Below are 13,525 nucleotides of genomic sequence, written 5' to 3'. Positions count from 1 at the left end.
CGCCGCACGGAACAGCACTGAACGCGAGAGGCACCGCTCCATGGACACCCCCACCCCCGCGCCGCCGGCCCAGCGTGCCCCGGCCCGCCCCGAGGTCCCCATCACCACCACCCCGCCGGTGAAGCGGGAGCGGCGCTGGTCGGTGGTAGCGCTGTGCATCGTGCTGGCCGTGCTGTGTGCGCTGGGCGCGGCCGCGGCGGTCACCTCCGCCAGCGACCGCTCCCCGGTGCTGGCCATCGCCCGCGATGTACCGGCCGGGCAGGCCCTGAGCGAGGCGGACCTGACGGTCACCGAGGTCTCGGCCGCCACGGGGCTGACGCCGGTGCCGGCCCGGGAGAAGAGCCAGATGGTGGGCAAGCGCACCGCGGTCGACCTGCGCAAGGGCGGTCTGCTGACCGCCTCGCAGCTCCGCGCCGGCAGCAGCCTGGGCGATGACCGGCAGCAGGTCGGCGTGCAGGTCAAGCGCGGGCAGGCGCCCGCAGGCACGCTGATCCCCGGTGACAAGGTCGAAGCGGTCACCATCCCCGCGCAGGGCGAGACGGTCACCAAGAGCGAGACGCCCCCTCCGACCATCAAGGCGCAGGTCGTGTCCGTCTCCCGCCCGGATGCCTCCGGCACGGTCGTGGTCAACGTGGCCGTCTCCCCGACCGACGGCGCGGTACTGGCCGCCCGGGCCGCGGCCGGCCAGATCGCGCTCGTCCGCTCCCCGCGGAGCAGCTGATGTCGGTTACCGCGCTGGTCAGCGCCGCCTCCTGTGGCGTGACCGTCTCTTCCCTGTCCCTGACCCTGGCCTCCAAGCGACCCACGGTGCTGGCCGAGTGCGACGTCAAGGGCGGCACTATCCGCGCCGGTTTCCTCGGAGGTCAGGTCGCGGCCGGCTTCGGCCTGTATCACCTGGCCGCGGCGGAACGTACCGGTCCGGAGGCGTTCGCGCATGCCTTCGCCTCCCATCTGTGGGCGATTGACCCGGACGGGCACCGCAAGGTGCTGGCCGGCCTGACCGACCCGGCCCAGGCCTCCTCCCTCACCCGGACCTGGGCCGCGCTGGCCGACGTGCTGCACGTGATGAGCGATCAGGCCGGCCACGATGTGTTCATCGACGCGGGCCGGCTGGCGCTGGACGCCGGCCGCCTGCACCCCACCCTCTCCCCCGCGCCGCTGCTGTACGAGGCCGATCTGGTCCTGCTCACCGTGCGCGGCACCGAGCAGAACCTGGCCCTGGCCCGTCATCTGATCGAGCCGCTGCGCAATGAGCTGACGGAGCACGGCTCCGGTCCGGATGCGCTGGGTCTGCTGCTCATCGAGGGCGGCCCCTACCGTGCCCATCAGGTCGCCGACGCGCTGAAGACCCCAGTGCTGGCCGCTTTGCCGCATGACCGGGACACCGCCGACTACCTCACCAACGGCGGGCATCCGCCACGTGGTTACGCTCGCAGCGCGCTGCTGCGGCATGCCCGTACCGCGACCGAGCAGCTCGAAGCGGTCGCTCAGCGCCGCCGCATCCAGCAGCAGTGGCCGGCCCGTCCGGCCGACCCGCGGGTGGCCGGTGTGCTGGAGCGGCTGACCGACGGACCGCGAGGAGGTGGCCGTGGCTGACACCCACCCCCGACCCGCGGGTGGCCACTCGGCCGCGCTCGGGCGGGAGGAACTCGCCAGTCTGCTGACCGGTCATATTGGCCAGCGTCGCCCGCCGGCTCCGGCCAGTCCCCCGCCGCCCTCCACACCGACGGCCGCGCCGGCAGCACCCGCTGCGGCGGCGGACCCGGGCGCGGTGCCGCGGCTGGCCGGACTGCCCGGCGAACTCCCGGTGAGCTGGGATGTCATCGAAGCGCTGCAGGCCCAGGTCTCCACCGCGCTGAGCAAGGAGGACCCCGACAAGCTGCTGCCTGCCGAGGACCGGCGCGCCCTGGCCCACTCCCTGACCATCAAGGCCGTGGCCGACTGGGCCACGCAGTACGCCCAGGGCAACCCCCCGCTGACCGCCGTGCAGGAAAAGGCGATCAGCACCGCGGTGTTCGATGCGATGTTCCGCGGCGGCCGGCTGCAGACGCTGCTGGATGAGGACGGCGTCGAAGACGTGATGGTCGACGGGCTGCGCGCGTACGTGGAGTACTACGACCGGCCGCGCCGCACGGTCGAGCGGGTCGCCGACACTCCCGAGGAGCTGATCTCCTGGGTGAATCGCACCGCGCAGATGTCCGGCCACGGCGAGCGCTCCCTGTCCCAGTCCACCCCCATGGTCGGCTTCCGCATGCAGGACGGCTCCCGCGTCACCGCCTCCCTGCTGACCACCCGGCCCTCGGTCACCATCCGTAAGCACCGCATCGTGAGGCACGGCCTGGGCGACCTGGTCCAGTGGGGATCGCTCAACAGCGTGCTGGCCCACTTCCTGATCGCCTGCGTGCACGCCCGGATGAACATCCTCGTCGTCGGCGACATGGGCGCGGGCAAGACCAGCCTGCTGCGCGCGCTGGGCCGGGAGATCCCCGAGGCCGAGCGGCTGGTCACTCTGGAGTCCGACCGTGAGCTGTACCTGGACGAGCCCGGCCCGCGGCCGGGTCCGGTGACCTTCGCGTTCGAAGCGCGGCAGTCCAACGGCGAACGCAGCGGTGACAACCGGCTGGCCGGTGAGATCACCATCGCCGACATGTTCGCCACCGCGCTGCGCTACAACGCCACCCGCGTCATCGTCGGCGAGGTGCGCTCCACCGAGATCGTGCCGATGCTGCAGGCGATGTCCGCCGGCGGCTCCGGCTCGATGTGCACGCTGCACGTCCGTCGCCCGCACGCGATCGTCAGCCGCCTGGTGCAGCTGTGTGCGGAAGCGGGGATGGCCACCGAGGCCGCCCACCACCTCATCGCCTCCTCCATCGACCTCGTGGTCAACCTCTCCTACCTGGACGAGACCGGCCTGGGCGGCCGCAAGCACCGCTTCGTCTCCCACATCTACGAGGTCCACGACGTCGTCGGCGAAGGCGGACGCCCCACGACCACCGAACTTTTCGCTCCGGCCGGGGACGAGCGCCGCGCGGTCTTCCAGAACATGCCGTCCTTCATCGAGGACCTGGAGCGTACGGGGAAGTTCGACCGCCGGTGGCTGACCACCGATCCACGAGGCGCCTGGCCCGCGCCACTGGAGACGGTGACGCCCCGATGACCTCTCCCCCTGCCGTCGTGCCGTACGGCACGACCTTCGACTCCGGAAGCGTGGTGAGCCCGTGACCTCCTCTCAGCTCGCCCTGGTCGCCGCCTGCTGCCCGATCCTGGCCGTCCTCGCCGGTGCCGCCGCTGTACGCGAGGTGCGCGGCCGCACCGTGGATGCCACCCGGCCGCCCTCCCGTCTGCTGCTACGGGTACAGCGCGCCAAGAGTGAACTGCCCGAGCGCTGGCAGCAGCGCTGGCGCCACCTGGTCACCGTCGCTGTCGTCGTGACGCTGGCGGTGTGGGCGTGGACCGGCTGGCCAGTGCATGGCCTGCTCGCCGGCGCCGCCGTGATGGGCGTCCCCTTCATCCTGAACCCCGGCAGCGCCGCCCAGGCCCGCATCGAGCGCCTGGAGGCGCTCGCCCAGTGGCTCAACCACCTCGCGGGCGTGCACGTTGCCGGCATCTCGCTGGTGCAGACGATCGGCGCGTCGGCCAAGGCCGCCCCCACCCCGATCGCGGAGAACGTACGGGCGCTCGCGGGCCGGCTCAAGAGCGGCGGCATGGACGCCGAGCACGCTTTCGCGCTGTTCGCCGACGAGCTGGCCGACGGCGTCGTGGACCATGTGGTGCTGCTCTTCCAGTCCCACGCCGTCTACAAGGGCCCCGGCCTGGCCGACGCCCTGGAGGCCATGGCCACCACCATCCATCAGCAGGCCGCCGACGCCCGCGATGTGGAGGCCGACCGCGCCAAGGTCCGCAAGAGCAGCCGCCAGGTGTCGGTCATCATCTGCGTCGTCGTCATCGGCTGCATGCTCAACGGCGCCTGGTCCGCCTGGTATCACACCCCGCTCGGCCAGATCGTGCTCGCCGCCCTCGGCGGTGCCTTCGCCTGGACGCTGACCTGGCTGCGGCGGATCGCCCGCACCAAGCCCGACCCCAGGCTGCTCAACCCGCTCACCGACACCGGGAGCCCGCGATGATCCCCATGGCCGTCCTGCTGCCGTCCGCCGCCTGCGGCATCCTGATCGGCCTGGCCGTGCGCGCCGCCTGGCCCGCCCGACCGGACCTGGCCAGCGCCCTGGACCGGCTGGACGCCACCCGCGCCCCCGCCGCCCTGCCCACTGCCGCGCCCACGCGGACCGGGTCGCTGCAGGAACGCGTCGGCACCCGGCTGCTGGAAGAGTTCGGCGGCCGCATCACGCTGCCGCTGAAAGACCTCAACCTACTGCGGATCCCACCGGCCGAACACCTGGGCAAACGCGTCCTGCTCGCCGCATACGGGCTGCTCGCCCCGCAGCTGATGCAGGCGCTGCTCACCCTGGCCGGCGCCTCCCTCCCCTTCGCCGTGCCGACGCTGGTCTCCCTGGCGCTGGCCGCGCTGCTGTGGCTGGCCGCCGGCCGGGATGTGAAGCGCGCCGCGGCCGCCGCCCGCCTGGTGGTGCGGCACTCCGCCGCCTCCTACCTCGAACGCGTCGCCCTGGCCCGCATCGCCAACTCCGGCGCCGCCCAAGCCCTGACCCGTACCGCCGAGGTCGGCGACGGCTGGATCTACGCCCGCATGCGGCAGGCATTCGACCAGGCCGAGCTCTCCGGCACCACGCCCTGGGCCGCGCTGAAGTCCCTGGGCGAAGAGCTGGACATCCCCGAACTGACCCGGCCCGCCGACACCCTGGCCCTGGCCGGCGACGGCGCCGCCGTCTACACCACCCTCCAGGCCCAGGCCCGACAACTGCGCATCGCGCTGCTGGCCGACGCCAAGTCCCAGGCCAACGAAGCCTCCGCCGCGATGATCCTGCCGATCACCTTCGGCGTGATCTTGATGCTGGCCTTCGTCATGATCCCGGTCGCCAACACCATCCTCGCCAGCTGAGCGAGCCCGAAGGAGAAAACCACACATGGACCTCACCACCCTCACCACCTGGATCCGCACCCGCTACCACCAGCTGCGCACCGCCCGCGATGCCGGCCAGTCCAGCACCGAGGTCGCCGTGATCGCCGGGGCACTCATCCTGGGCGCCGCACTCCTGGTGGTCGCCATCAAGAGCAAGCTCGCCGAGAAGATCGGCATCATCGACGGCTCCTGAAGTCGCCTGATCACCGACCATTACCGAAAGGGGGGACAGCGGTGCGCGCACGTACCCGTCCACGCTGGCTGCGCCGGCCGACCGCGCGGGACAAGGACCGCGGCCAGGCCAGCGTGGAGCTGGCCGTGCTGGCGCTGGTCGTCCTGGCGCTGACGTTCACCGCTATCCAGGTCGGGCTGTACTACCACGCCCGCAAGGTCGCGCAGTCCGCCGCGCGACAAGGCGTGGAAGCCGGCCGGGCCTTCGGCGCCGGCCCCAGCGACGGCGTCGCCCAGGCCGAGCGCTTCCTCGCCCGCTTCGGCGGCTCCGTACGCGGCGCGAGCGTCTCAGCCGGCGGCAGTACCGCCCAGCAGCTGCGCATCACCGTCTCCGGCCGCGTCGCCACCCTCGTCCCCGGGCTGGATCTGGACGTCGTCCAGCACGCCGACGGCCCCGTCGAACGCTGGACCACACCATGACCCGCCTCCTCCCCCGCCTCCTGCGCCGCCTGCACCCCCTTCTCGCCTCGCACCGGGAGCGGGGCAGCTTCGCTGTGGAGACCGCGGTCCTCGCTCCCGCCCTGATCGCCGTGCTGCTGCTGATGGTGGCCTTCGGGCGGGTGGTCGACGCCGAGGGCGCGGTGGACATCGCCGCCCGCGCGGCCGCCCGCGCCGCCTCCCTGGAGCGGGACGCCGGCACCGCGCAGGAGCAGGCGCAAAGTGCAGCCACGGGCAGCCTGCAGGGCGAGGGAGTCACCTGCCAGACCTCGGGCGTCACGGTGGACACCGCCGGATTCACCACCGAGGTCGGCACCGACGCCACCGTGACCGCCACGGTCAACTGCGTCGCCAACCTCTCCGACATCGGGCTGCCGGGCCTGCCCGGCGCCAAGACCCTCACCTCCACCTGGACCAGTCCGATCGACACCTACCGGGCCCGCCCATGACCTTGCCTGTGCGCACCTTCCTGCTCCGCCGCGCCGCGGCTTCCCTGGCCCGCCGCCGCCGTGGCGAACGGGGGTCGATGTCGGTGTACTTCGCGCTGACCACCGTGGGGATCCTCATCGTCATGGGACTGCTCGTGGACGGCGGCGGCGCGCTGAACGCCGGCAACCGTGCGACGTCCCTCGCGCAGGAAGCCGCCCGCACCGCCGGCCAGCAACTCGACCCGGCCCAGGCAATCGAGGGCACCGCCATCACCATCGACCCCACCGCTGCTCAGGCCGCCGCCCAGGACTACCTCGCCGCCTCGCACGTCCAGGGCAGCGCTCAGATCACCGACGGCGGCCGCACCCTGACCGTCACCGTGCATGACACCTACGACACGCTGTTCGCCTCGCTGGTCGGCCAGCCCACGATCTCCGTGACCGGCACCGCCACCGCTCATCTGCAAACTCAGGGAGGTTGAGCCGCGCATGGCCCACCACACCCCCGGCCCGCTGCGCGCCGCAGGGCTCCTGCTGCGCGCCCTGCTCGGCCTCACCGTGCTCGCCGCCCTGGTCCTCGGCGTGCCGTACGCGCTGCTCACGGTCGGGCACCAGCCCACCGAGCTGTCCGGCGGCTTGGAGATGCTGCTGCGCCCCGATGACGGGCGGCTGTTCCTGGTGGTCCTCACCTGCCTGGGCTGGGCCGCCTGGGCGCTGTTCACCGTCTCGGTGCTGGTCGAGGTGGTGGCGGTGCTGCGGCGCCGCTCCGCCCCGCGCGTCCGCGGGCTGGGCGGCCTGCAGTCCCTGGCCTCCTTCCTGATCGGCGCCATCGTGCTGCTCGCCCCCAGCGCCGCCTCAGCCGCCACCCCCACCGCGGTCGCCGCCACCGCCACGCACTCCGTCGGCGACGCCGCCTCCGCCTCCTCTTCGTCGTCGGCGACGAGCGTGAAGGGCGGCGAGAAGGCGAGCAATCCGACGCACACGGTGACCTCCCCCCGGGAGACGCTGTGGGACCTGGCGGAGACCTACCTCGGCAGCGGGCAGCGCTGGAAGGACATCGCCGCCCTCAACGAAGGGATCAGCGGCGACACCGCCCTGCAGCCGGGCACGGTGCTGACCCTCCCGGCCGACGCCCGCCCGGCCCCGGCCACCACCACCTCGACCGACGGGGCTTCGCCGACCGGAGCCTCGGCCACGGGCGGGCACGGGGAGCAGGTGGCGGAGAAGACGTACACGGTGGAGTCGGGCGACACCTTGTACGGCATCGCCGAGGACCAGCTGGGCGACGGCGGCAAGTACGGCCAGATCTTCGAGGCGAACCGCGGCGAGGCGCTGCCCGGCGGCGGGACTTTCACCGACCCCGACCTGATCCTGCCCGGCCAGCGCCTGGACCTGCCCACCGCCACGGCACAGCCCTCCCCCAGCGACGACGACCAGCGCGAGCAGCCCGCCGAGCCAGACCACGACACCCCCGAGCACAGCGCGCAGACACCCCCGGCCGACCCTGCTCCCGCCCCGGGGCAGGAGGAGCAGCCGGATACGGCGAAGCCCGCCCCGCAGCCCTCCGTCGGCGAGCAAGCACCCGAGCACGATGCCCGGCAGCAGGAGCCGCCGGCCCCCTCGGCCGCGGCCCCCGACCGCTCCCCTGCAACCGATGCTTCCGGCCCGGCGGCCTCTTCAGTGAGCGACCGTACGGAGGTGGCGTGGGCGATCGGGGGTGGTGTGCTGGCCGCCGGCGTGCTCACCGCACTGGCCACGCGCCGCATCCTGCAGCAGCGCCGCCGCCGGCGCGGCCGCCGCATCGCGCTGCCCGAGGCCGGGCCGGCCGCCACCGAGCAGGCGATGCGCGCCACCCAGGCCCTGACCGAGGTGGAGGTGCTGGACGCCGCGCTGCGTACCGCCGCGATCCACCTCACCGCCGCCGGACGGGAGCTGCCCGACCTCGCCGCCGCCGTCATCGGGCCCCACGCCCTCACCCTGTACCTGACCGAACCCGCCGAGCCGGTAGAGCCGTTCACGGCCGTACGCGAGCAGCCCACGGCCTGGTCGTGCTCACTGTCCAGCACACGGATCCTGCCTGCGGAGCAGACCGATGACGTAGATGCCCCGTATCCGGCGCTGGTCACCCTCGGCTGGGACGAGGTCGGCCAACTGGTGCTGGCCGACCTCGAACACATCGGCATCCTGCGCATCACCGGGGAGGACCGGCACCGGGTGCTGCGCACCCTGGCCCTGGAGCTGGCCACCAGCACCCTTGCCGATCATCTGCACCTGGCCGCCGTGCACGACGCCGGGCCGGGCCTCGCGGGCGTGGTGCCCGAGCGTCTGGTCGAGCACGAGGGCCTCGCCGACGCGGTGGCATCGGCGCGCTCGCACCACGCCGACCAGCAGCGTGCGCTGCAGGCGGTGGGAGCGCAGAGCTTGCGGGCGGCCCGGATCGGTACGGATGCCGCGGCCGCGTGGGAGCCGCACATCATCCTCGCCGGCGACCTGCGCGAGGATGAGGACGGCCTCCTGGACGAGCTGGGCGAGCTGATCGCGTCCCAGCCGCGGACTGCCACCGCGGTCATCACCGCGGCCGACACCGACGTCGACGCCGACGGCTGGACGCTGCGCGCCGACCCGCACGGTGCCCCGGTGCTGCTGCCGGTCCCCGGCGTCGAGCTGCGGTGCACCCCGCAGGTGCTGGGCGATGCGGAGTACGCGGACTGCCTGGCAGTGCTGAACACCACCGAGCACAACGATGTCCCGGGTCCCGGCGCGAGCAATGACGAGGTGGCCACGGCGCCCGCAGAGAGCGAGACCTCCGTGCCGTCGGTACCGGTCGCACTGTCCGTGGTGAAGTCGACGCCGGCGGTGGAGGCTTCGGCCGGGTCGATTCCCAGCCTCAGCCTCCTGGCCGAGTTCGCTGACCTCGAGGAGGGCGAGCCCGTCGCCGCGGCCGCCGAGGACGCCGGTGCGGCTGACGACAGCGACGTAGCTCTCCCCGCGCAGCAGCACACCGAGCCGGAGGCACCGGCCCTGGCAGTGGCCCCCTCCCCCACCGAGGACGAGCCCGCCTCGGCAGCGCCGCCGCCGAGCCCCGACGCGACACCCGCCGCCGACGCGCAGACGGCCACGACGCCGATGACGGGCGACACCCCGGTTCCTGCGTCCGAGGAGCAGGGGCCGGTGGTTCGGGTGCTGGGGCCGGTGGAGGTGACCGGGGCCCGAGGTCGTACCGAATCCCGCCGCGAGCGCACCAGCACCGAACTGGCCGCCTGGCTCATCCTGCACCCGGGCCGGGACCACCACGCGCTGGATGAAGCGCTGTGGCCCGGCCGGGAAGTCAGCCGCAAGGTCCGCAACAGCACGGTGAGCCGTCTGCGGGCCTGGCTCGGCACGGACGAGGACGGCACGCCGTACCTGCCGGCCATCGCCTCCACCGCAGGCGCCCGCTACGCCCTGGCCGACACCGTCACCTGCGACTGGCACCGTTTCCAGCAGCTCGCCGCCGACGGCACCGCACAGCCGGGCTCTTCGGGCACGGCGCTGCTGCGGCAGGCCCTGGAGTTGGTGCGCGGGCGGCCCTTCGCCTCGGTCAACCCCCGTCGCTACGTGTGGGCCGAGCACCTGGCGCAGGACATGATTGCGGCCATCGTGGACGTCGCGGCCGAGCTCGCCGAGCGTTACCTGGCCGGCCGGGACCCGCGCGGCGCGCTGTGGGCCGCCTCCAAGGGTCTGGAGGCAGCGCCGGAGATGGAGCACCTGTACCGGCTGCTGTTCCAGGCGTACGCCGCCGTCGGGGACCTGGACTCCCTGGAGCGCGCCGCGCAGCAGCTGGACCACCTCAACGAGGAGCTGGGCGTGGAGCTGGAGGAAGCCACCGCCGAACTCCTCCGCCGGCTCCTCACCGCTGCGTAACGCGTGGCTGGGGTCCGGGGCGTCCCCGGACCCCAGCAGGACCCTCACTGAGGCACTGCGGCAGCGAACTTTTCCTGAAAGCGACATAACGTTGAATACAGGCTGCCGCCCGGTTGCTCCGCGTGTTGTCACACCTGGAGGTCCATCGTGGAACCGTATGTGACGTTGGCAATCGCCCTGCGTGCGACTCCTGGCGCGTACGCGGTGCTTCTGGGCGCTGGCGTCTCGGCGGCTTCGGGTATTCCGCATGCCTGGGACGTGCAGCGGGATCTGATCGAGCGCGTAGCGGCCGCAGAACAGGTTGAGGGAATCGGCGATCCCCACGCCTGGTATCGAGACCGCTTCAACCAGGAGGCGACTTACGACAGTCTCTTGGAAGCCTTGACCAACACCCAGTTCGAGCGGCAGGCGCTGCTGCGTTCCTACTTCGAGCCCGACGAACAGGAGCGGGAAGAGGGCCGGAAGGTACCCGCAGCCGCACACCATGCTGTCGCCCGGCTGGTAGCAGCCGGGCTGGTGCGGATCGTGTTGACCACGAACTTCGATCGGCTGATGGAGACCGCGCTGCGCGACGCGGGGATCGAGCCTACTGTGGCGGCCCATACCGACGACATCGTCGGCCTGGCCCCGCCCCACACCCTCACCGGCCTAGTGGTGCACTTGCACGGTGACTACCTGAATCCCACCAGCATGCGCAACACCCCCGCCGAGCTCCAGGCCTACCCTCAGCAAGTCGACGAGTTCCTAGACCGGGTATTCGACGAGTACGGACTCGTCATCGCCGGCTGGTCCGCCAAATACGACCCGGCCCTGTGCAACGCCCTCTCCCGATGCGCCACCCGACGGTTCGCCACTTACTGGGCCGATCCCGCGCCCCTGTCCGACGAGGCCCGCGCCCTCCTGACCCGCCGATCGGCCATCTATGTGCAGGCCGACGCCGACACCTACTTCGGCCAGGTCGCCGACGCCACCGACGCACTCGCAGAGACCTCACGCCAGCACCCGGCCAGCATCGCGGTCGCCGTGGCCTCAGCCAAGCGCGCCCTGGCTGGCCACCGCCAAGCCATCTCTCTCCACGACACCCTCAGGAGGGAGTTCGCCCGCATCGCCTCCCTACCGCTGCGCTCCGGCCTCTGGGAACCGGATGAGCACGAAACCGAGGACGACGAGTACGAGAGGCGGCTGCGGACTCTGGAAGCCGAGGCGGAGCTGCTCCTGGCGCTGGTCGCCACAGCCGCCTATTGGGGCCGCGACGAGACCGACCGATGGTGGATCCGCGACATCGAGCAGCTCGCCACCCCCGCGTCCAGCGGCGGGACCGTCTCACTTCTGAACCTAAAGCGTGCCCCCGCCACAATGGTGATTTACGCGGCAGGCATCGCCGCTCTCGCCGCTGAACGCTGGCAGACCCTGGTCCATATCCTCACCGAACCACAAGCCGTCAACCCCTCCAACGCCGAGGTCAAGCCCGTGGCGGCCATGCTCGGCCCATCCGTCACTCTCAGACTCGGCAACGGCGGTGAACGACTCCACCAACAACTCTGCCCGATCCTGACCGAGCACCTCACCCTCAGCGAGTCCGCATATATCGAAGCCTGGGAGCGCTTCGAATACCTGCGCCTCATCTCCCAGCGCAGTATCGGCCCCAAAGTGGACAATCTGTATCTCCGTCGCCGAGAAGGCCAAGACTCGTACCAGCGCATGCCTGCTGACTGGCTCCAGCGTGAACTCGACCGTCACGGCAAAGACCATCCGCTGCTCCGCGCGGGGTTCCTGGATGGCGCCCATGACAAGCTGACGGCAACCAAGCAGGTCCTCGATGCCGAACTGGCCGCAACCGCGACATGGAGCAGAGCTGACCCTCTATAGCCGGTGAACACGGGCCAACGACACAGCGAAACCAGCGATCCTCTAGACCATGAAACTCGGTGTCAGTGGCTCGGTCGAGGACGAACTGCCGGGCGGGTCCCCCACTCACCGAGATCCGCGCCCATCGGTCATTCAGTGGGGCGCAGGCCGTTCGGCGCCATTCCGATGCCGGCACGTGTGGATGCCCAGCTGCGGACCGGATGACCAGATGCTTGACCACCCTGAGTTCCCACAGATCACCGCCTGCTGCAATCGGTCACTTCCAGCGGCGGATAGTGACCGGTCATTGCGGGCAGCCGCTGCCGGTGGCGCTGATCGGTCATGACCGATCAGCGCCACCGGTCGTGACCGGTGACCGATGCCGCGCAATCGGTCATCGGTCACAGCATCGGTCACGCCATCGCCGTGACCGATCGTGGGTCGTGACCGGACTGCAGATCGGTCACGCCGACGATGTGGTCATCGGTCATGCATCGCGTCCGGATGCTCGGCGCGTGCGACGTCAATGGCATTCGCCGGGCGACTCAGGATGGATGACGGCTGACCGACCAGAGGCGGGGCCGCTGCTCCTCCCGCATGTCTTTCGCCTTCCTCAGCAGGCGCTGCCCCGTGCTGGGCGACACCTGCAAACGGCGGGCGACCTCCGCACCCGACAGCTTCTTGGCCCCGGGCCGCTCCGCTTCCTCCAGCCACTTGATGGCCAGCTTGATGCGCTGCTGCTCCGCATCCTCCTCGGCCGCATCGTGCTGCGGCATCCGCGCGGTCGCCTCGCCGGTATCGGTCACGACCGCCTCCCATGGCTCCTCCCCCGTCATGGCATCCGCGGTGCCGCGCGTCGCACCGGTCGATGCGCCAAGCGACAGCTGCTCGGGAATCTCCCCGCGCGCGGCGCTGTCCGCGGTTGCGGACGCCGTGGGGGTGAGGAGCCCGTCGGAGGCGGTGACCGGTTCCCGGGCAGTGGTGGCATCGGTCATGGTGGCGGTGACCACTGCGTCGGTCAGCCCGGCATCGGTCACAGCAGGACCGGTCATCTTCGGATCGGTCACGGAATCGGTCACCGGATCGGTCATGGCCTGCTCATGACGGCGGCGCAGTTCCTTCAGTATCGGCCGCAGCTCCGGCTCGGTGATCGGGCCACCGGTCTGCGGATCGGTCATGCCCCGGCTGTCCATCAGGTACAGGCCGAACTGCCTGGCCGACGGGTAGTCGAAGTATTGGGCGATGTAGGCCGCGAACGCCTCGGAGAAGTCGCTCAGGTTCCTGTGTACGGGCGCGGGCTCCTGCCCCGCCGGCGACTCCTGGACAGCCAGGCGTTGCTGCACCGCAGCGTCCCTCGCCCCGTCGTCAGCCAGGGAGTGCGGCTCGGTCTCGTCTCGGCCGGCGGAAGGCCCGTTCATGGTCTGCGGCAGCGAGGCCGGCTGACCGCCGTTTCCGTCGCGGACGGCGGCCAGGGCGAAGGGCTCCTTGATGCCCGCGGCCGCGAGGCCGGCCGGCGCGGTGTCCGACAGTGCGACGCCATACCGGGACAGCCGCAGCGGCATCATCGCCTCCACCGGCGCCTTACGGCGCCACCCGCGCCCGTACCGGGACCGCAGCCGCGCCTGGTACACCAGCCGGTCCT

Annotated in this window: 11 protein-coding genes and 1 pseudogene; 11 read left to right on the top strand and 1 reads right to left on the bottom strand. The window is 71.7% G+C overall.

The genetic code is table 11. From position 1 onward, the window contains the following. Positions 1-40: 40 nt before the first annotated feature. The 11 genes from AB0I82_RS35805 to AB0I82_RS35755 all read left to right on the top strand — a co-directional run bounded on the left by AB0I82_RS35805 (position 41) and on the right by AB0I82_RS35755 (position 11,904). Positions 41-721 carry an SAF domain-containing protein gene (locus AB0I82_RS35805; protein WP_363261679.1) on the top strand — a complete coding sequence of 227 codons (681 nt, stop codon included), beginning with the start codon at positions 41-43 and terminating at the stop codon, positions 719-721. Next, positions 721-1,596, top strand: coding sequence for a hypothetical protein (locus AB0I82_RS35800; RefSeq protein ID WP_363261678.1), 876 nt, complete (start codon positions 721-723; stop codon positions 1,594-1,596). Before AB0I82_RS35805 ends, AB0I82_RS35800 begins: the two co-directional genes overlap by 1 nt. Next, complete coding sequence (locus AB0I82_RS35795) at positions 1,589-3,157, top strand: CpaF/VirB11 family protein (protein ID WP_363261677.1); 1,569 nt, start codon at positions 1,589-1,591, stop codon at positions 3,155-3,157. The genes AB0I82_RS35800 and AB0I82_RS35795 overlap by 8 nt, the downstream gene beginning before the upstream one ends. 61 nt (positions 3,158-3,218) lie before the next feature. Further along, positions 3,219-4,124, top strand: coding sequence for a type II secretion system F family protein (locus AB0I82_RS35790; protein WP_363261676.1), 906 nt, complete (start codon positions 3,219-3,221; stop codon positions 4,122-4,124). After that, positions 4,121-5,014: a type II secretion system F family protein gene (locus AB0I82_RS35785; RefSeq protein WP_363261675.1), complete on the top strand. Its 894-nt coding sequence runs from the start codon at positions 4,121-4,123 to the stop codon at positions 5,012-5,014. The genes AB0I82_RS35790 and AB0I82_RS35785 overlap by 4 nt, the downstream gene beginning before the upstream one ends. Positions 5,015-5,039: 25 nt before the next feature. Continuing rightward, positions 5,040-5,228: a hypothetical protein gene (locus tag AB0I82_RS35780; protein ID WP_363261674.1), complete on the top strand. Its 189-nt coding sequence runs from the start codon at positions 5,040-5,042 to the stop codon at positions 5,226-5,228. Positions 5,229-5,269: 41 nt separating this feature from the next. After that, the gene (locus tag AB0I82_RS35775) at positions 5,270-5,686 is read left to right on the top strand and encodes a TadE/TadG family type IV pilus assembly protein (protein WP_363261673.1); all 417 of its coding nucleotides are present in this window, start codon (positions 5,270-5,272) and stop codon (positions 5,684-5,686) included. After that, positions 5,683-6,153 carry a TadE/TadG family type IV pilus assembly protein gene (locus AB0I82_RS35770; RefSeq protein ID WP_363261672.1) on the top strand — a complete coding sequence of 157 codons (471 nt, stop codon included), beginning with the start codon at positions 5,683-5,685 and terminating at the stop codon, positions 6,151-6,153. The genes AB0I82_RS35775 and AB0I82_RS35770 overlap by 4 nt, the downstream gene beginning before the upstream one ends. Next, positions 6,150-6,614 carry a pilus assembly protein TadG-related protein gene (locus AB0I82_RS35765; RefSeq protein ID WP_363261671.1) on the top strand — a complete coding sequence of 155 codons (465 nt, stop codon included), beginning with the start codon at positions 6,150-6,152 and terminating at the stop codon, positions 6,612-6,614. Before AB0I82_RS35770 ends, AB0I82_RS35765 begins: the two co-directional genes overlap by 4 nt. A 7-nt stretch (positions 6,615-6,621) precedes the next feature. Continuing rightward, positions 6,622-10,035 (top strand): LysM peptidoglycan-binding domain-containing protein, encoded by a 3,414-nt coding sequence (locus AB0I82_RS35760; RefSeq protein WP_363261670.1) that lies wholly within the window; start codon positions 6,622-6,624, stop codon positions 10,033-10,035. Between the two features lie 147 nt (positions 10,036-10,182). Further along, entirely contained in the window at positions 10,183-11,904 is a 1,722-nt protein-coding gene (locus AB0I82_RS35755; protein ID WP_363261669.1) for an SIR2 family protein, read from the top strand. A 524-nt stretch (positions 11,905-12,428) separates the two neighbouring features. Here the strand turns inward: AB0I82_RS35755 and AB0I82_RS35750 are convergent. After that, positions 12,429-13,525: pseudogene (locus tag AB0I82_RS35750) on the bottom strand (hypothetical protein); the annotation flags it as partial.

It is taken from the genome of Streptomyces sp. NPDC050315 (assembly GCF_040655775.1).
Classification (GTDB): domain Bacteria; phylum Actinomycetota; class Actinomycetes; order Streptomycetales; family Streptomycetaceae; genus Streptomyces.
This window is presented reverse-complemented; position numbering and strand designations above follow the sequence as displayed.

Excerpts from the sequence above, each read along its gene's own strand:
- AB0I82_RS35805 (WP_363261679.1), top strand. The coding sequence starts at position 41 with ATGGACACCCCCACCCCCGCGCCGCCGGCCCAGCGTGCCCCGGCCCGC.
- AB0I82_RS35800 (WP_363261678.1), top strand. The coding sequence starts at position 721 with ATGTCGGTTACCGCGCTGGTCAGCGCCGCCTCCTGTGGCGTGACCGTC.
- AB0I82_RS35785 (WP_363261675.1), top strand. The coding sequence starts at position 4,121 with ATGATCCCCATGGCCGTCCTGCTGCCGTCCGCCGCCTGCGGCATCCTG.
- AB0I82_RS35780 (WP_363261674.1), top strand. The coding sequence starts at position 5,040 with ATGGACCTCACCACCCTCACCACCTGGATCCGCACCCGCTACCACCAG.
- AB0I82_RS35770 (WP_363261672.1), top strand. The coding sequence starts at position 5,683 with ATGACCCGCCTCCTCCCCCGCCTCCTGCGCCGCCTGCACCCCCTTCTC.
- AB0I82_RS35765 (WP_363261671.1), top strand. The coding sequence starts at position 6,150 with ATGACCTTGCCTGTGCGCACCTTCCTGCTCCGCCGCGCCGCGGCTTCC.
- AB0I82_RS35760 (WP_363261670.1), top strand. The coding sequence starts at position 6,622 with ATGGCCCACCACACCCCCGGCCCGCTGCGCGCCGCAGGGCTCCTGCTG.